Origin of the sequence: Trichloromonas sp. (genome assembly GCF_034006665.1) — a bacterium.
Taxonomy (GTDB): Bacteria; Desulfobacterota; Desulfuromonadia; order Desulfuromonadales; family Trichloromonadaceae; genus Trichloromonas.
Window position 1 is genome coordinate 33,930 of the sequence record NZ_JAVESI010000010.1, and the last position, 18,142, is coordinate 52,071.

Below are 18,142 nucleotides of genomic sequence, written 5' to 3' on the forward strand. Positions count from 1 at the left end.
TGTAGATTCGATTATAAAAGTCAGTTATACATAATATAGGTTTTATATGTCTGTTGTTGTTCTTGTAAATCCCGACATCGAGCGTCTTCAAGAACGGTTTGGGACGGTAACGCTTACAAAGCTCAAACCACAACCTCCCTTAGGTTTGTGTTCTATAGCAGCAACCTTGTTGGAGTGTGGTCATTCTGTATCCATCGTTGATGGTTATGCGGAGGCATTGACACCGGCTAAACTTGCAGACCGAGTTCTTGAATTTAATCCGGAAATCGTTGGTTTTACCGTAACCTGTCTAAATGCAGAACACGCGGAATTGTCAGCGACGCTAATAAAAAGAAGAAATAACAAGATAAAAATAGTTTTTGGCGGACCACAAGTCACTCTTCAGTCTGATTCGGCCCTTGACTGCCCGGCTGTTGATTATGCTGTACTGGAAGAGGGGGATCTGACCTTTCCGCAAATGGTAGAAGCCCTTGAGCAGAATAGCGATCTGTCTGAAATTCCTGGAATAATTTTGCGCGACAGCGCGGGGCGGCCAAAACTTACCGCCCCGCCGGTGCCGGTTGCCAAACTTGACTCCCTTCCCCTGCCGGCTCGGCATCTGCTGGACTGGGACAATTACAACCTGAGTGGCGACTACTTGATGCCGGCTCACAGGGTGTTTACCTTGTCTTCCAGCCGAGGCTGTCCCTATCAATGCACCTTCTGTTCCAGCGCCACCCACTGGCGAAGCGCCTATCGTTCCCGTAGCCCCGAAAATGTGGTAGATGAAATAGAGACATTGATTCGTGATTTCGGTGCGGATGCTCTAAATTTTCGCGAAGATAATTTCATGGTGAATCACAGGCGAGTCGCCGATATTTGCCTTGAAATCAAACGCCGCAGCATACGCATCCCTTGGGTCTGTGAGGCGCGCGTCGACAACCTTAATCCTGAAATCCTCGCCTTAATGAAGGAGGCAGGTCTGACCGGGATCTGGTGTGGGGTCGAATCCGGATCGCCAAAAATCCTCAAGCAGATTAAAAAGGGCTATTCAGTGGATCAGATTCGCCAGGCTTTTAAGTGGATCAACCAATTGGGGCTGACCTCGCGTGCGGGGTTTATGATTGGTATTCCTGATGAAACGGAGGAGGATATCCAGAAAACTCTTGATCTGGCCATCAGCATCGAGCCCACTCACGCATATTTTCAATCATATGTCGCATTTCCTCGTAGCGAACTCTACGACTATGTTGAAAAGAACCATCTTTATTGTGACAAGTGGAGAGACGTTTATAATGTCAAGCCACGCAATATAGAAAAAAATAAGTATCATCAATTTGAATCAGAGATGCGACACAAGTTTGACCAAGCAAAAATCCTTAGGGTCAATAACAAAGAATATTTAAATAATATAGGAGAGCGAGTGTTAGTTTTTTGTACCGCTGGACTCGCCTTGATAGACGCTGCAATTTCTCAAATATCGATTCAGAAAAGCGACATAATAATTGACGCACTCTGTAACAAACGACTTTTAAGTCAGATGAAAGAACACCGAAAAATAGAAAAAGTCTTCAGTTACCAGACAGATTTTCTTTATCCGGTCAGCTTACCCCTAGAGCTTGATAATAATAGTTATGACACAATTCTCATTCTCTATAATAACGAAAACGGACAAGGCTATGAAAATGTCGTATCCGCCGCTAAAAAAATTAATTTCGGAAATTTATTAAGAATGAACAATCGCGGCATCATTCGAAAAATTAGTGCTGAAGCAGAAAAAAATCAGCACTCGGGTCAAACTGAAAGTGTTCATTGGTCTGATGCTCTTGCTGCTACAATCCCGCCGTTTGTTAAGGGTGAAGGCCGTTTACATCTGGGGTGCGGAGGTCATCTTTTAGAGGGCTGGCTCAATGTTGATATTAAAAATGCCCCAGGAATCATCCAAATGAAGCTCCCTGAAGGGCTGCGCCATTTTGAAAGTTCGTCCATGCGCCTCATCTACGCTTCACATTTTCTTGAGCATCTCGCGTATCCGGGAGAGGCGTTAGAGTTTCTCAAAGAATGTTATCGCCTGCTGACGCCCGGGGGCACCATTCGACTCATTGTGCCCGGCATTGAAAAAATAATCCGCGCATATGTCGCAGATGATGAGATTTTTTTTAAAGTCCAGGAGCAGTTCCATCCAAAATGGTGTTCAACCAAGCTCGAACACCTGATGTATGCGTTGCAGCAGGATGGAGAACATAAATATGGTTATGATTTTGAGACACTATCAAAGCTGCTGAGGCAAGCAGGGTTCGGTCAAATATTTGAAAGCGATTACAACGAAAGCCCATGCGACACACTTCGCATTGACTACCGGGGAAAGGGAACGTCTCTGTTCGTTGAGGCCTCCTGTGGTGAGAACAGCGAAATGCACTTACCAGAAAGCGCAAGTCACTTGAGCGGTAATGGCATACCACAATTTCAAAATGTTGGATTACGTGTCCTGGTTTTTTGTACTTCAGGAATCGCCATCGTTGAGAGTGCTCTGCGGAAAATCCGCAAAGACAACCCTGATTGCATCCTTGAAACCCTTTCGAATCAGGCGCTTGCCGCACGGATTAAAGGCCGTGAAGATGTCAGTCGACAATATGTATACACAGCTGAAAATGTTTCTTCCGCAACCCTGACGGATGAAAGGTTGCAATCGCTTAAAGAGCAGCACTTCGATACAATTGTAATAACCTTCAGTAACGGCCTTGGGCAAGGGTATGACGAAGTTATTGAAGTTGCCAGGAGTCTTCGCCCAGGAAAGCTTCTCAGTTATAATCGTCTTGGGGTTGTTGGAAAGATTGCTATTGAACAACAGGGCACAGCGATTGATCGTCCCCTATCACACAATTGCGAGTTAAGTTAATGAACCAGACATCATCTGTAATGAAACAGGTACAGAACGAATTTAGTGCCCTCGGCATCTCCTGTTCGGAAGAGCGTTTTACTTCCCTGTTGTCGATTCCGATCAATGAATACGCAGGTAATCTTCGGACCACGGTACAACGGTTGGACCTCAGTTCCGACGATCATCTGCTGATCCTGCGAACGGCCAATATCCACTTTGTTGAAGCCTTATTGACGGTGGTTTTTGAGGTGTTTCCGACTATCCGTGTCGATCTTGTAACCCAACAGGCTTTTTTGCCTTACATCAAACATCCGCAGGTCAATGCGATTCTGATACCCGATGGTCCGATCACGACAGAATCATTGGCCAATATTTTGACGAAAGATTCACAAAAAAAATACCTTCTGGCATTGGTCCCCTATTCCAATGCCTATGGGGACGGCTATGAAAATGTTATCTTGGCCGTTCGCAACAGTTTTTCGGGTAAAATGCGCGGTGTCGGGTCCAATGGACGCATGCGCATGATCTATCGTTATCCGCGTATCGCTTGGGCGTTGCGCAGACCACTGCGAGCGGCAGGTTTTGCTCTGATGCTCATACTTCTGACAGGGATGGCTTTATGGTTCAAGGGATTCTTGCCGGCGAAACGTCGGCTCAAAAAAATATACACCCCAGGATAACAGTTATTGTCCCTGTTCGTGATGCGGAAGGAACTATTGCAAAATGCATCCGAGCACTTCTTGCACAAGACTATCCACAGAGTCTTGTGCAGATCATCATTGCGGACAACGGTTCAACTGATCATACCCAAGAGATCATACGTTCATTCCCTGTCGAAATGGTGATTGAACCAAAAGCCGGTTCTTACAATGCGAGAAATCTCGCACTCCCGCTGGCCAGCGGTGAGATCATCGCCTTTACCGATTCTGACTGTGTCCCGGAACCCGATTGGCTCAGTTGCCTGATCCGTGGTTTCGATGACCCTCGGGTTGTCGGCTGCGGCGGGAAAATTGAAGATTTCATCGGCACCGGATGGGTCCAGTCATACAGCAACCGCTATGTTCTGCGGCAAGACCAGTCACTCGCCGAAAGCACGAGGCCACATCCTTATATCATCGGTGCGAATATGGCCTACCGCCGAGAGGTTTTCAGCGAGATCGGCACCTTTGATGGCCGCTTTATCTCGGGAGGCGATACCGACATGAGTTGGCGCGTCCAGCAGGCGGGCTACCGTATAAAATATGTTCCGGAAGCCGTAGTCCATCACTTTCACCGGGCCTCAGTCGCCGGGCTTTATGGACAATATTTCCGATATGGTATCGGGCGTCATTGCCTGACCTATAAGCACCTCAAAAAAACGGGCGATCAGAGGTATGTTTATACCGTCTGGCGCAGCGTTCAGCGCACCCATGAGGTTTTTTGCAGTTGGCTTAATTGTGTTTGGGAAACGGCTCTTTCCTCCCCGACGGCAAAAAACCTTTTTTTAGATTTTATTCGTCAGGGTGCCCATCTCTCCGGTCTTGTCGCTGGGAAATTTCTTTATGCCGGAAAGCTCTGAAAACTTAACTGTAAGCGTTGTTGTGCCAGTCTACAACGGAGCCGAGTATATCGGTGACTGCATAGAAGCATTGTTGCATCAAGATTTTAAGTCAGACCAGTTCGAGATTATCGTTGTCAACAACAGATCGACCGATAACACACAGGAAATTATAGATCGTTATCCGGTCCGCTCGCTTTATGAGTCTAAACGTGGCCCAGCCGCAGCCCGTAACGCTGGCATCCGGGCTTCGACCGCCAAGTTTATTGCTTTTACTGATGCCGACTGCATTCCGCATGATGATTGGCTTTCGAAGCTTATTTTTTCCATGACGGACTCTGTGTGCGGTGCCGGCGGCCAAATCCTTTCTTATTACGAAGATGACGCTGTTTCAACTTTTATAGATCAGATTGTTTTTCGTCAGCGTTACAACATATTGCAGAAAAATCCGCCCCATATCACCACAGCAAACGCCTGCTATCTGCGCACTTCACTTGAAAAAATAGGCCTGTTTGATGAATCCTTTCCTTTTGCCGCTGGTGAAGATCGCGATATTGGTGAACGCCTAGCTATGGCGGGAGGGACCTTTGTCTTCGCTGAGGCGGCAATAATCCGTCATAAACACCCACAAACACTAGAGGGTTTCTATCATCAACGTTTTCGCCATGGTTCTGGCCAATTTTATACAGTTCTCAAAAAATACAGTAAGATATCACTTCCACAAATGTTGAAAGAAATCAATAGTGACAGATTGATAAATTTGGGTTTTCAGGTTGTTTTCTGTAATGGTTCAAAACAGGAAAGATTCCTTCGGTTGCTGCAACTTATAGATTCTGCCGCATACACAAATGGACTTATTTGGAGATATTTTATGTATCTTTGCGGGAAATAACTCTTTCTAATTCGGGGAGTCAGCAAAAGGAAAAAATATGAAATATGCTTTTCAGGGGTATAAGAAAGCTTTTCTCGATGGTCTTGGACGTTTTGGGTTAGAAAATGCGACTCTTCTCGATGTCGGTTGTGGTCGTGGGGAATGTGTCACTTATTTAACTGAAACAACAAAGGCTGCCAAAGTCTTTGGGGTAGACCCGGGATTGAATGACAACCCTATGTACGCTGGCGCATCTCTCCAAGGTGAAAGTTATCAACTCTTCCCAGCATCTGCTGAAAATACAGGTTTCCCAGACCAGTCAATTGACGTAATCTTTTCGCTGGTGGTATTTGAACATTTACCTTTCCTGAAAGAAACGCTTGAGGAATTTTATCGCATTCTAAAGCCGGGAGGGATTTTTGTTTCCTTTTGGTCGCCGTTGTGGAGTTCACGTCATGGCCATCATTTTATGTTCTGGATTCCGGAGTTGGCGCCCTTACTCGAACCTTGGAGCCATCTTCTTCTTACGCAAGAAAATCTACGAGCTCAACTAAATGACTACCTGCATCCGAGCGCTGTCGACTATGTTATCCGCAGTATTTATGAGTCTTCCGCTCTTAATCGGCGTCCATATCGAGACTATATAGATGCATTTGCTGAGATGTCTTTAGAACGGGTTTACTTGAAAGAACTGATGACACAGGCTCCGCCACCCGAAGTTTTTGACAATCTGCCGATAAAATTTCGGGATGGGTGCAGAGTCGGTGGGTTTGACGTTGTCTTTCAACGCCCGGGGGGGAGTCGTCAAGTCAGCATTGATGAGGTTGAGGCCTTCTTCGCAGAAGTCCACAAGCCTGTTCCAAAACCGGATGTCATATTCATCGACAATGAAAAAATCCTTGGAGCAATCGGCAAAACAAAAGGGGGCACTTTGGTTTTCACGCGTCAAGAGGCCCAAGTTGCCGATGCTGAAGCATTACGTTCACAACTGAGCAACTTCACTCTCGTGGAACATGAGCTTAAGCCGGGTCAACTCATTCCTAAATATGATCTTGCCATCATTTTGCAGAGTACAGAGTCCAATTTTTCCTTCACCCAAGCCATTAGTCACGTTATAAGAGCGAAGAGAATTATTGCGGTAGACGAAACCGGTGTTGTCATGGAGTTGTCTTCGTCGTGAATCGCATGCAAAGACAGGGGGCTCTAAGTTGCAGTGTTGTTGTTCCAGCCTACAATTCGACCCCCTTTATCCGGCAAGCACTCGAGAGCCTCCTGCAACAATCTACCGTGCCGGAAGAGATAATCGTGGTCGATAACGGATCGTCGGATGATACGGTTGCCGTTGTTGAAAAATTTGGCCCTCCTGTCCGGTTGCTGCGGGAACAAAGCAGGGGGGCCTCTTTCGCTAGGAATTACGGTATTTATGGAGCTCGAGGCGACTTAGTCGCTTTCCTGGACGCAGATGATGTCAGTTTGCCCCTCCGGATCGAAAAGCAGCGGCAGGTCTTTATGGAGAGCCCTGCTACGGCCCTTGTTTTTTCAGCCATGGCTTATTCAAACGGAGATCTGCAACTCCTCGGAAGGCTGTCAAGGTGTGAAAACTTCTGTGAGAAAGGGTTTTTCGGACAGTTACTAGAGCGCAATCAGATCGGGTCGACTTCTGTTGCTATGGTTAGAAGATCGCGGCTTTTGGAAGTCGGAGGGTTTGACGTCCATATTACTCACAATGAAGAGTATGATCTCTGGTTACGACTTGCATCGTCATTCCCGGTAAAATATCTGGACGAGGTTCTGGTTCATTACCGCATTCACGGGAGCAATATAAGTCATCAGCGCGAAGCCCAAAGAGCCAATGAAAAAAAAGCCCTAGAGAAATATAGTCTAGTGCAAATCCGCCAAGCCCTCAAGGTCACCTACCCCGACGAGCCCTACTATCAACAAATTGCTATCGCCAGAATTCTTCTACGGGTGGAAAACATATGTGGCGCAAAAGAGCACTTGGAAGCATTGCGACATGTGTGGCCAGAGAGTTCTGATGCTGCTTTTTTGCTCGGCGTCTGCTACCAACTCAGTGGGAAAAACGACAAAGCGGTAAGAGAATATCATTCATGTCTCGAATTAAACTCAAATCAGGCTGAAGCATCCAACAACCTTGGCGTTCTGGCGGCAATAACAGGGGAGAGGAACCGAGCTGTCCTTCACTTCCAGGCAGCGATAAAATTGAGGCAACACTACTCCGACCCAATCGAAAACCTGCGTATCGTCCACTCACCTGAATACAATCCAAGTGCTCTGCGCAGCACTCTGAATACCCTGCGCAAAGAGCTTAAGCCCCTCTGACTTGTCTTTTCTTTCAGAAATTACACCTTATTCTGATTGGCATTAACGCATGCGTTTAGCCGAGCTAAATGTTATTAATGGCTTACAACTTAAGTGTGCGGTCTTTAAAAACTACAAAATTTTGTAAAAAAATGGCGTCCAAGTCCGACTCCATAAAAAACTTATGAGCCTGCTCAGGGCTTTCAACAATTGGTTCTCCACGTCCATTTAAAGAGGTGTTCATGACGAGAGGTATGCCAGTTAATTTATAAAATTCATTGATTAAATTATGGAAAATCAAATTGTCTTTTTTTGACACAATCTGCGGGCGGGTCGAACCATCAACGTGCACGGCAGCTGGTATTCGATTGATTTTATCTTTTCTAACTGGAAGGGCAATAATCATAAATTTCGCACATTGAGGAATTATTCCATCAATATAGTCGTGTTGAAATTCTTCTAAAATAGACATGGCCAAGGGGCGCCAGCGCTCTCTGTCTTTAATGTCATTTACCAAGTCCTTGTACTGTGGCTTGCATGGATTGCTGATGATACTGCGATTCCCAAGAGCTCTAGCCCCAGCTTCCATTCGACCGTTAAACCAACCGATAACTTTGCCATCAGCAACTAATTTTGCCGCCACTTTCCATGGGTTTTCAACGTGAAAAAATTCAGTATTTGTCGACTGGAGAAAGTCTAAGATGTATTCGTTACTGTATTCAGTGCCGTAATATAAATGCTCTAATGGTGTAAAATTTCGAATATCTGTGCTTTCCATTATTTCAAGGATAGCAGAACCAATCATGCAGCCATTGTCCCCTGCAAGTGGCTGAATAAAAATATTATCCACTAATCCAGAATGAAATATTCTATTATTCAAGCTAACATTCATTGCAAGTCCACCTGCTAAACATAAATTTCTTGAACTAATTCTTTGTTGGTTTGAACAGACAATTCCAATAATAATCTCTTCCACGGTTTTTTGTAAAAAATAAGCAATGTTTTTGTAGATTTGATCAATATCATTGCGTTTTTCTTTTATTAGCCTTTTTACTGAAAAAATTTCTTCAAGTAGGGCATAGCGGGTTTCGTAGTCTCCTACAATCAGTTTCTTTTCAACCTTATAGCCGTAGTTGTCATAAGAAATTAATTCTGTTGCAAAAATGCGCTCTATGTTTTCATCGGGATTGCCATACGGAGCTAGCCCCATAGTTTGACCTTCTCCACTGTTAGGCTGAAAACCTAGGAAGCCAGTCAGTGTTGAATAAAAAATTCCTAGCGAGTCGGGCCATACAAAGTTTTGTAATTTTCTTATTTTACCGCCTTCCGCAGCGTATACGGCTGTAGCCTCCTCCTCGCCTGTTCCATCGGCAGTAACAATTAGGCATTCGTCAAATCCGCTTAAGTAGTAAGCTGAGGCCGCGTGGCAAAGGTGATGGTTATAATATTTTATCGGTGGCAATTTTTCTGTTGGAAAAATTTTTCTAAGATCATTTATTACAATTTTAGTAGCCTCGGACATTATGTCGATAGATTCGTCTTTTTTAAGAAAAAACCACTTGTCTGGCTGAAAGGGAATAGTAATAGAATCAATGTTGCTTATTTTTAATTCATTAATCTTAAGTGATTTCAAAATAGACAGATGTGGGAACGTTTTGTGTGCGTTTTTTTTTCTGGTTAGTCTTTCTTCTTCTATTATAGAAAGTATTTGTGAATCTTTCATAATTATAGTAGTAGCATCATGAGAGCCAAAATATTTTGAATTACTCGGCTTGAAAGATAAAACATACATGAGAAGTCCTTTTTGTTTTCTGTTTAATGCAGAATAAAGTGACCATTTAAAACTTTGAAAAATACGCGATGGTTTTTTCAAGCCCATCATTTAACTGAATTGTCGGCTTCCAGCCAAGAGTTTTCTCAGCTAAATCGATATTTGGTTGGCGCTGCTTGGGATCATCCTGCGGCAGAGGCTGATAAACCAACTTTGAAGATGAACTGGTGAGTTCAATGACCCGCTCTGCTAATTCGCGAATGGTGAATTCCACCGGATTACCCAGATTAATCGGCCCAGTCACTTCTTTCGGCGTTTCCATCAGCCTGATTAGTCCCTCGATCAAATCATCCACATAGCAGAACGACCGTGTCTGGTTCCCATCCCCAAAAAGAGTAATCGGCTCACCCCGCAACGCCTGCATGATGAAATTCGAAACCACACGACCGTCGTTGGGGTGCATGCGAGGCCCATAGGTGTTGAAGATTCGAGCGACTTTGATCGGCAGCCCATGCTGGCGGTAGTAATCGAAGAAAAGCGTTTCGGCGCATCGCTTTCCCTCGTCATAGCAGGCACGAATGCCGATGGGGTTGACCCGTCCCCAGTATTCTTCCGTCTGCGGGTGGATCTCCGGGTCACCGTAGACTTCACTGGTCGAGGCCTGCAAGATCGTGGCTTTGACCCGTTTGGCCAAGCCCAGCATATTGATGGCGCCATGGACACTGGTCTTGGTCGTCTGCACCGGATCGAACTGGTAATGGATAGGAGAGGCGGGGCAGGCGAGGTTGTAGATTTGATCGACTTCCACGTACAGCGGAAAAGTGACGTCGTGGCGAATCAGTTCAAAGTGGGGATTGTCCAACAGTTCAAGAATGTTGTCCTTGCTGCCCGTAAAAAAATTATCGACGCACAGCACGTCATGGCCGGCATCGAGCAAGCGACGACAAAGGTGCGAGCCAAGAAACCCCGCCCCGCCGGTGACCAGAACTCGTTTTCTAAGTGAAATTCCCATGACATCTCCAAATGGCATTAGTCGTTATGGTAAATGATTTTCCCGCCGCAAACATTATGCCATTCGCTCATGATATTGAGCATTTGTGCCAAATTAAGTGATTGTTAAAGGCAAAAGCATTCACCACCGAGTTCACAGAGAACACAGAGAAAATCATTCTATTTCAATTGTTTAAGTCTTTTTTGTTCAGGTCTTCCTCGGTGTCCTCTGTGCCCTCTAGCGAGCGCAGCGAGCGGGTGGTGATGCTTGAAGTTTTTGATTTTCCACATTCATCACTCATCATTCCGTATTCATCATTTGTCTTTACCCCCATTCATCATTTCCTCCGGTATCCCATAAAGCACCAGATCCCCCAATGACGGGGAGTAGGAGTGGAGGTGGAAGCGGTAGCGGGGGAGGGTGGCGGCGAGGGACAGGGGGATGTGGAACAGGTCATCCTGGGAATGGTAGATGCAAATCGCCAGTTGCGGCCGAAAGCGCCGGATCGACTCCATCCCACCTTGCAAGGCCATCTGTTCCGCCCCTTCGATATCCATCTTGATCAGATCGAGTCGTTTCAATCGGCGCTCTTGCGCAAAGTGGTCGATGCTGACCGCTTCAATGCGGTTTTCCGCGCCGGTTTCCCCTTCCGCCACCCTCGTCCCCGGCCCGCTGTGGCTCAGGTTCAGTTCTCCCGGCCGATCCCACAACGCCTTCTTGATAATCTCGATATTCCCGAACCGTTCCATGTCACCACCGCGGCGGCTTTTCATGAAAGTCTCGCCCACCGGATCGAACCCGTAAACCTTCCCGCTTGCGCCAATCCTTGAAGCGAATTCGATGCTGTTGCTGCCGTCGAAAACGCCCCCTTCGATCACCACCGCTCCCTCCCCGAGGCGCACCCGATAGAGATAGGGCGTGCCGGGATGTTCCAGATACCATTGCGCCATCGCCGTCGGGTCGTGCGTCCGGGCGCAGTGCATGACTGTTCGCCACAGGGTACGGTCGTGGTCGTCGTACAGAATCCGCTCGACGGCGACTTCTTCCGTGAGGTAGCGGCCGTTGGCAAGATGCAGGTAAGCGTAATGGGCGGGGGCGACGATCAGGCTGACGATGCGCGGCACGGCTCGGTAACTCTCCAATACGGCATCGATCTCCCTTGCCCAGAGGTGGCTGGCGATGATGTAGAGATCGACCGCCGGCGGCGCGGCGAAGAAGGTCGCGGGCTTGCACACGGGGCGCCCCAGGCAGGTGCCTTCGCGGTAAGAATCAAGAAAAGCGACGATCACGACATCCGGCCGCTCGCTGCTCAGTCGCCGGTACAAAGCATGAGCCAATCCCCCGGTGCCGTAGATGACGATGCGGGCGTTTGCAGGCAAGGCTTGGAGATCGCGGAGATATTCGGTAGGTGAGGGCATGGGGAGGCAATGATGAATGATGAATGATGAATGATGAATGATGAATGATGAATGATGAATGATGGGCGCGCGGCATGCTGCTGTTTTACGGTCGGCTAAGCATCACGACCCAAAAATCTCTCACCACAGAGTTCACAGAGGGCACAGAGAAAAGCCATTGATTCCAAGTTGTTGAGACTTTTCTCCTCTGCCTTTCCTCGGTGTCCTCTGTGCCCTCTAGCGAGCGAACCGAGCGGGTGGTGAAAGAGACGGTGGTTTGGCTGAACTTTACGGGAGATATCCCGCTCAGTGACGGACATAGAGGGTTACCCCTTCTTTCCAGGCCGGACGCGCGACGGTGCCGGGGATTTCTTTGTCGCGCTCGAATTCATCGGGGGTCAGTATGATGATATCGCGTGCGAAACCGCTTCCGCGCAGCGTGCGATCCATGGCGACCATCATTGCCCGGCGGTTGCCGCGAAGGGGGGTTATGACCAACAAATCGACTTCGCTGTGAAGGTCGGCATCGCCCCTTGCCTGAGACCCGAAAAGAATAATCCGCTCCGGATCGAATTCGATGGCAAGTTTGCCCACGGCGTTGCGAATGGTTTCGGTGTTGACCATAAGAGCGAATCTCCTGTCTCGGTTAATACCCGAAAACTATAGCCGAATTGACCGACGAAAGGAATGATGAATGATGAATGATGAATGATGAATGATGAATGATGCGCGCTCGGTCAACTGCAGGGGCGCAGCATGCTGCGCCCTTACGGCCGGTTGCGTCATGCACAAAAATTCTCTCACCACAGAGCACACAGAGATCACAGAGAAAAATCATTGAATTTGTGGAGTTAATCCTTGTTTCAGACTTCGGCTTACCTCGGTGTCCTCTGTGTCCTCTCGCGAGCGAAGCGAGCGGGTGGTGAAAGAGGGGCTTTCGCCTCGGGAAGGGGAGGTGCTGTTGTAAGGCATGGTTAGCGATTTTCCGAGGATTTGGCATGCCGGGCGGCCAGTTTCGCGCGAATTTCTTCGATACCGATTGCGCGGCTCGGGTCGGATTGCAGGGCATCATAGGCTGGACCGATCTGCTCTTTGAGCCAGGCGTCAACCGCGCGGTCACGAGCGATCAGTGCGCGAAGCCCCTCGCGGATGACCTCGCTTTCCGTGGCGTATTCCCCCGTGGCCACTTTTTCTTTGATCATGCTCGCCATTTCTTTCGGAAGGGTGATGCTCAGTTGCTGGGTTGTTCGCATATCGCACCTCATGGTCGGGGTATGACTTAATCCTACACGGCGATGAGATGGAGTGCAATTTCTGATTTCAGGACGCGGACGCCTGATGCGTGCTCGGTCACATGCAGGGGCGCGGCATGCTGCGCCATTACGGTTCCGCTCCGCAATAACGACCAAAACTCTCTCACCACAGAGCACACAGAGATCACAGAGAAAATTATTGATTTTGAGGGGTTAAGACTTGCTTTTACCTCCGGCCTTCCTCGGTGTCCTCTGTTCCCTTTAGCGAGCGAAGCGAGCGGGTGGTGAGAATTGAAACGTTAATTCTTTGACGACTGCTTCGACCGTGGAAATTATATAATTGACTGAATATGTTTTTGGAGGCATTATTTCCGATGAATTGGAATGTTGTTTTTTGTGATGGGTTCGATGCGGAGTTTCAACGTTTACCGGGACCGCTTCAGGATGAAATTCTGGCCCATGCTTTTTGCTGAAGGAGTTTGGGCCGAATTTTGGTCGGCCTACGGTTGATACTCTCAAAGGGTCCAAATATCCCAACATGAAGGAGTTGCGCTTGGCTTGGGAGGGGCAGGTCTGGAGAATCGCATTTGCGTTTGATCCAAAACGGCAAGCAATTCTTTTGGTCGGCGGTGACAAAGCGGGGATGGCTCAGAAGCGTTTCTATAGGTGGCTGATCACTCTCGCGGACAAACGGTATGCGGATCATCTCGCCGCACTTAAGAACGATCAATCTGCCAATATGGGAGACCGAAATGGCCAGAAATCTTGAAGAAGTGGTTAGTTCCTTGCCGATTGAACGGCAGGAGAAAATCAGAGAACGGGCTGCCGAGCTGGCGACGTTGAAAGATTTGCGTATGGCGATGCAGAGAACTCAGGAAGATTTGGCTGCGTCACTTCATATCGGGCAAGAGGGTGTGTCGCGTTTGGAAAGGCGGACGGATATGCTGCTTTCGACTTTGCGCGGCTATGTCGAAGCCATGGGGGGCCGTTTGGAAATCGTCGCCCATTTTCCCAACCGTCCTCCCGTTGTTATAGACCGCTTAGGGGGCAAGGGTCAAAAAGCCGAGTGACGGGCATTGGCCGAATCTCACCCCAAAACTCTCTCACCACAGAGCACACAGAGAACACAGAGAAAGGCATTGAATTCAGGGTGTTAAACCTTGCTTTTGCCTCCGGTCTTCCTCGGTGACCTCTGTGACCTCTAGCGAGCGAAGCGAGCGGGTGGTGAGGATCAGAGATTTTTGCTTTTTCGCATTCATCACTCATCATTCCGCATTCATCATTTGCCCCTCCCCCCCCTTCCTTCCAAAAAAATCTAAAGTTTCCCCTGCTGTGGGTCGAAAAGACGGTCAACGAGACGACAACGGTTGTTTTTAGCCGATTTTTCTTTATCGACCGCACATCACAGGAGGCCCCTCATGGCAATGGTCATCAACACCAACATGGCATCGCTCAACGCGCAACGTCACCTTTCCGGCAGCCAGAGCAAACTGGCCAAATCGATGGAGCGTCTGGCCACCGGCAAGCGCATCAACAGCGGACAGGACGACGCGGCAGGCTTGGGTATCTCCAGCCGGTTGGGTGGCAAGATTCGCGCCCTGAATCAGTCGGTACGCAACGCCAACGACGGCGTCTCCATGGCGAAAGCCGGCGACGGTGCCTTGGCGGAAGTCGGAAACATGCTTGAGCGGATGCGCGAGTTGGTCAACCAAAAGGGCGACGGCGCTCTGAGTCCTGACGACATCGAAGCGATCAATGGGGAGATATCGTCCCTCGCGACGGAAGTCGGCAACGTTGTGACTAATACTAAGTTCAATGCAAAAAATCTCCTGAGTGGTGAGATTGAATCTACTGGCTACAAATTTACCGTTGGCGAAAATGGTGACAATGCTGGTGAGTCATACACGTTGAAGATCTCGGGCTTCGGTACGGATCTGAATGTTGGCCGTACCTCTACAGCCTCTCAAATCGAAACCGCCATCGACACGGTAAGCACGGTCAGGGGCGAGTTTGGTAAGTCCATCACCGTCCTCGAATCCCGCGCCGCCAACTCGGCCGCCCTGGCCGAGAACCTCTCCGCCGCCCGTTCCCAGATTCTGGATGCGGACATCGCGGCCGAGACGGCGGAAATGACCAAGGCGAATGTGCTGCAACAGGCCGGGGTCTCGATTCTGGCTCAGGCCAACCAGTCGCCGCAGACGGTGCTGTCGTTGCTGCAAGGATAGGTAAGAAAATGATGAGTGATAAGTGATGAATGATGAAAAACAGATAAGGCCCTGAAAATATTGAAGTTAAAAAATATTTAGCGGGATGTGAAAAAAATTCTAAAGTTTTCGACCGGGTCGGTCGATAAGATGATCAAGGGAAGAGATCGCCAGACTGCCGGGAAAGGGGGTGACTCGATCAGGCGTAACGTGCGAAATCTTCTAGAACACACAACCCGAAGGGCAAGGAAGCCCGTCACCACACCTCAAGGAGGAACATCATGGCAATGGTTATCAACACCAATATGGCATCCCTCAATGCGCAACGTCACCTGTCCGGCAGCCAGAGCAAGCTGGCCAAATCGATGGAGCGTCTGGCCACCGGCAAGCGCATCAACAGCGGACAGGACGACGCGGCGGGTCTGGGTATCTCCAGCCGTCTGGGCGGCAAGATCCGCGCCCTGAATCAGTCGGTACGTAACGCCAACGACGGCGTCTCCATGGCGAAAGCCGGCGACGGTGCCCTGGCGGAAGTCGGCAACATGCTTGAGCGGATGCGCGAGCTGGTCAACCAAAAGGGCGACGGCGCTCTGAGCCCTGACGACATCGAAGCGATCAACGTGGAGATATCGTCCCTCGCGACGGAAGTCGGCAACGTTGTGACTAATACTAAGTTCAATGCAAAAAATCTCCTGAGTGGTGATATTGAATCTACTGGCTACAAATTTACCGTTGGCGAAAATGGTGACAATGCTGGTGAGTCATTCACGTTGAAGATCTCGGGCTTCGGTACGGATCTGACTGTTGGCCGTACCTCTACAGCCTCTCAAATCGAAACCGCCATCGACACGGTCAGCACGGTCAGGGGCGAGTTTGGTAAGTCCATCACCGTCCTCGAATCCCGAGCCGCCAACTCGGCTGCTTTGGCCGAGAACCTCTCCGCCGCTAAATCTCAGATTCTGGATGCGGACATCGCGGCCGAGACGGCGGAAATGACCAAGGCGAACGTTCTGCAACAGGCGGGGGTCTCGATTCTGGCCCAGGCCAACCAATCGCCGCAAGTCGTTCTGTCTCTGCTCCAGTAATTTCATAGCCCGGAGTATGCCGGGGGACGGATCTCCCGTCCCCCGGTTTTTTCATCCCGGCTGTTGAAGGCTAGGGCCTTAAGGCTGGGAGAGGGAGTTTCGCCATGAAAATCGGATCATTTTCACCCACGGGCAACACGGTACAGCAGCAGGCGACCGCTCCCGAGAGACTGCAACGGGATCGGGATTCCGGCGGCTTTACCGGCACGTCCCCTAAGAATGAAAAAAAAGTTGCGCCTGAAGAGATTCTCGACAAGATTACCGCCCTGACCGACAACGGCACGCACAGCGTACGTTTCGAGATGGACAAGGATATCCAGGCGTTGGTGGTCAAGATCTATGACCGGCAAACCGATGAACTGGTTCGGCAGATTCCGGCGGAAGAGGTGCTGGAGACAGCCAAGGATTTGCGCAACTATCGCGGTTTGTTGGTCGACGACAAGGGCTAGGGCGGGATGCCGAGCTTGGGGAGGAAATCATGAGTTTTACTTTAGGTGGACTCGCCTCGGGAATGGATACCAACGCCATCGTCGAAGCGCTGGTGGGTGTGAAACGGACCCCTATCACTCGTCTGGAAGAGCGTAAGACACAGGAGAATGCCCGTCTTACGGCGATAAAAACCTTTGACTCCAAGCTCGATGCCCTGCTGGCGAAAGCCGATGCCCTTGAAACCGGCCGCGACCTCTTGGCCACCCAGGCGAGTGCGAGTTCCGACGCCTATCTTTCAGCTACGGCGACGAGTTCGGCGGTGCCTGGCAGTTACCAGATCAAGGTCGGGCAGTTGGCCCAGGTAGAAAAGTCCGTCTACCAAGGGGTGGCGGATAAAAGTACCACGACCTTCGGCACGGGAAGTCTGCAACTGAGCCATGCCGGTCTTTCAGGTGCCGTCGAGATTACCATCGATGAAAACAACAACACCCTCGAAGGCATCCGCGACGCCATCAACGCCAAAAGCACCGACAGCGGCGTCACCGCGTCGATCATCAACGACGGCAGCGGTACCCCCTATCGCCTGGTGCTGACCGGCAAAACGGTACAAGAATCCAATATCACTTTGGATGCTTCAAGCCTGACCGGCGGCGCCGCTTTTCCGATCAAGGATGCCGACGTCTCGCGCAGCGCCCAGCAGGCGATCGTCCAGGTGGACGGGGTCACCATCCTCAGCGACAGCAACACCCTGACCGAAGCGATTCCCGGTGTGACTCTCGATCTGAAGCAGGCCGCCTCCGGGTTTGATCCCAACACCCTGGAATGGGATGCCATCACCGCCACCAATGTCGCCGTGACCACGGATAATGCGGGCATTCAGAAAAAGGTCGAGGATTTTGTCTCTGCGTTCAATGATCTGGTCAAGGCTTCAAAGAACGAGTCGTTGGCAAACGATAGTGGGGTGCAAGGGGTGTTGCGCAGCTTGCGGAGTAAGCTTTTCAATTCGGCGGACGGCTCCGGGCTTTACCAGCTGGGGATCAAGACCGAAAAGGACGGTTCCTTGGCGGTTGATGCGACCAAGTTGAGCAAGATGATCAGCGACAATCTGGATGGGCTCAAAAATCTGTTGTCGGGGGATGATATCGCCGTCAAGGGGATTGCCGATCAGCTCAAGGAGTCGTTGACCAGCTTTACCAATCCTACTACCGGTTTGTTGGCCGGGAGGCAGTCGATTATTGAAAGCTCCCTCCGCAGTTTGGACAAAGAAATTGCCCGGGGGGAAGACCGGCTTTTGGCTTATGAGGAACAGCTTTACGCCAAGTACTCCGCCATGGAACAAATGGTCAGCTCGATGAATTCGCAAGCCAGCTACTTCAGCCAGCAAGCCGCTGTCTGGTCCAACATGGGAAGCTAAGGAGGCCGAAA

Annotated in this window: 18 protein-coding genes; 12 read left to right on the plus strand and 6 right to left on the minus strand. The window is 49.5% G+C overall.

What is annotated here, in order from left to right; all coding sequences use genetic code 11:
• The first annotated feature begins 46 nt into the window (after positions 1-46).
• Genes RBR25_RS05965 through RBR25_RS05990 form a run of 6 tightly spaced genes read left to right on the plus strand, consistent with a single transcriptional unit; the run spans position 47 to position 7,608 of the window.
• The gene (locus RBR25_RS05965; protein ID WP_432818627.1) at positions 47-2,878 is read left to right on the plus strand and encodes a radical SAM protein; all 2,832 of its coding nucleotides are present in this window, start codon (positions 47-49) and stop codon (positions 2,876-2,878) included.
• Entirely contained in the window at positions 2,878-3,540 is a 663-nt protein-coding gene (locus tag RBR25_RS05970) for a hypothetical protein (protein ID WP_432818628.1), read from the plus strand. The genes RBR25_RS05965 and RBR25_RS05970 overlap by 1 nt, the downstream gene beginning before the upstream one ends.
• Positions 3,480-4,418, plus strand: a complete 939-nt coding sequence (locus RBR25_RS05975) for a glycosyltransferase (RefSeq protein WP_432818629.1) — start codon at positions 3,480-3,482, stop codon at positions 4,416-4,418. Before RBR25_RS05970 ends, RBR25_RS05975 begins: the two co-directional genes overlap by 61 nt.
• Complete coding sequence (locus RBR25_RS05980; protein WP_432818630.1) at positions 4,402-5,289, plus strand: glycosyltransferase; 888 nt, start codon at positions 4,402-4,404, stop codon at positions 5,287-5,289. The genes RBR25_RS05975 and RBR25_RS05980 overlap by 17 nt, the downstream gene beginning before the upstream one ends.
• A 37-nt stretch (positions 5,290-5,326) precedes the next feature.
• Positions 5,327-6,448, plus strand: coding sequence for a class I SAM-dependent methyltransferase (locus tag RBR25_RS05985; protein ID WP_432818631.1), 1,122 nt, complete (start codon positions 5,327-5,329; stop codon positions 6,446-6,448).
• A gap of 5 nt (positions 6,449-6,453) precedes the next feature.
• Positions 6,454-7,608: a glycosyltransferase gene (locus tag RBR25_RS05990; protein WP_432818682.1), complete on the plus strand. Its 1,155-nt coding sequence runs from the start codon at positions 6,454-6,456 to the stop codon at positions 7,606-7,608.
• Positions 7,609-7,690: 82 nt separating this feature from the next.
• On the opposite strand, the gene RBR25_RS05995 is transcribed toward RBR25_RS05990, so the two are convergent.
• The 6 genes from RBR25_RS05995 to RBR25_RS06020 form a co-directional block, all read right to left on the minus strand.
• Positions 7,691-9,469 carry a carbamoyltransferase family protein gene (locus RBR25_RS05995; RefSeq protein WP_432818632.1) on the minus strand — a complete coding sequence of 593 codons (1,779 nt, stop codon included), beginning with the start codon at positions 9,467-9,469 and terminating at the stop codon, positions 7,691-7,693.
• Positions 9,426-10,370, minus strand: coding sequence for a UDP-glucuronic acid decarboxylase family protein (locus tag RBR25_RS06000; protein WP_432818633.1), 945 nt, complete (start codon positions 10,368-10,370; stop codon positions 9,426-9,428). Before RBR25_RS06000 ends, RBR25_RS05995 begins: the two co-directional genes overlap by 44 nt.
• A gap of 163 nt (positions 10,371-10,533) precedes the next feature.
• A complete protein-coding gene (locus RBR25_RS06005) occupies positions 10,534-10,683 on the minus strand; it encodes a hypothetical protein (RefSeq protein WP_432818634.1) in 150 nt (49 codons plus the stop codon).
• A complete protein-coding gene (locus RBR25_RS06010; protein WP_432818635.1) occupies positions 10,664-11,767 on the minus strand; it encodes an FkbM family methyltransferase in 1,104 nt (367 codons plus the stop codon). The genes RBR25_RS06005 and RBR25_RS06010 overlap by 20 nt, the downstream gene beginning before the upstream one ends.
• A 285-nt stretch (positions 11,768-12,052) precedes the next feature.
• Positions 12,053-12,370 carry a nucleotidyltransferase domain-containing protein gene (locus RBR25_RS06015; RefSeq protein ID WP_432818636.1) on the minus strand — a complete coding sequence of 106 codons (318 nt, stop codon included), beginning with the start codon at positions 12,368-12,370 and terminating at the stop codon, positions 12,053-12,055.
• A 350-nt stretch (positions 12,371-12,720) separates the two neighbouring features.
• On the minus strand, positions 12,721-12,999 hold the full coding sequence (locus RBR25_RS06020) for a type II toxin-antitoxin system ParD family antitoxin (RefSeq protein ID WP_432818637.1): 279 nt from the start codon (positions 12,997-12,999) through the stop codon (positions 12,721-12,723).
• A gap of 466 nt (positions 13,000-13,465) precedes the next feature.
• Between RBR25_RS06020 and RBR25_RS06025 the strand changes: the two genes are divergently transcribed.
• From RBR25_RS06025 to fliD, 6 genes are all read left to right on the plus strand, one after another.
• Positions 13,466-13,768 carry a type II toxin-antitoxin system RelE/ParE family toxin gene (locus RBR25_RS06025; protein ID WP_432818638.1) on the plus strand — a complete coding sequence of 101 codons (303 nt, stop codon included), beginning with the start codon at positions 13,466-13,468 and terminating at the stop codon, positions 13,766-13,768.
• The gene (locus RBR25_RS06030) at positions 13,752-14,069 is read left to right on the plus strand and encodes an XRE family transcriptional regulator (protein ID WP_432818639.1); all 318 of its coding nucleotides are present in this window, start codon (positions 13,752-13,754) and stop codon (positions 14,067-14,069) included. Before RBR25_RS06025 ends, RBR25_RS06030 begins: the two co-directional genes overlap by 17 nt.
• A 372-nt stretch (positions 14,070-14,441) precedes the next feature.
• Positions 14,442-15,224 (plus strand): flagellin, encoded by a 783-nt coding sequence (locus RBR25_RS06035; RefSeq protein WP_432818640.1) that lies wholly within the window; start codon positions 14,442-14,444, stop codon positions 15,222-15,224.
• Positions 15,225-15,484: 260 nt separating this feature from the next.
• Positions 15,485-16,288: a flagellin gene (locus tag RBR25_RS06040; protein ID WP_432818641.1), complete on the plus strand. Its 804-nt coding sequence runs from the start codon at positions 15,485-15,487 to the stop codon at positions 16,286-16,288.
• 104 nt (positions 16,289-16,392) lie between these two features.
• A complete protein-coding gene (locus RBR25_RS06045) occupies positions 16,393-16,737 on the plus strand; it encodes a flagellar protein FlaG (RefSeq protein ID WP_432818642.1) in 345 nt (114 codons plus the stop codon).
• 29 nt (positions 16,738-16,766) lie between these two features.
• The gene (fliD, locus tag RBR25_RS06050) at positions 16,767-18,131 is read left to right on the plus strand and encodes a flagellar filament capping protein FliD (RefSeq protein WP_432818643.1); all 1,365 of its coding nucleotides are present in this window, start codon (positions 16,767-16,769) and stop codon (positions 18,129-18,131) included.
• Positions 18,132-18,142 lie beyond the last annotated feature (11 nt).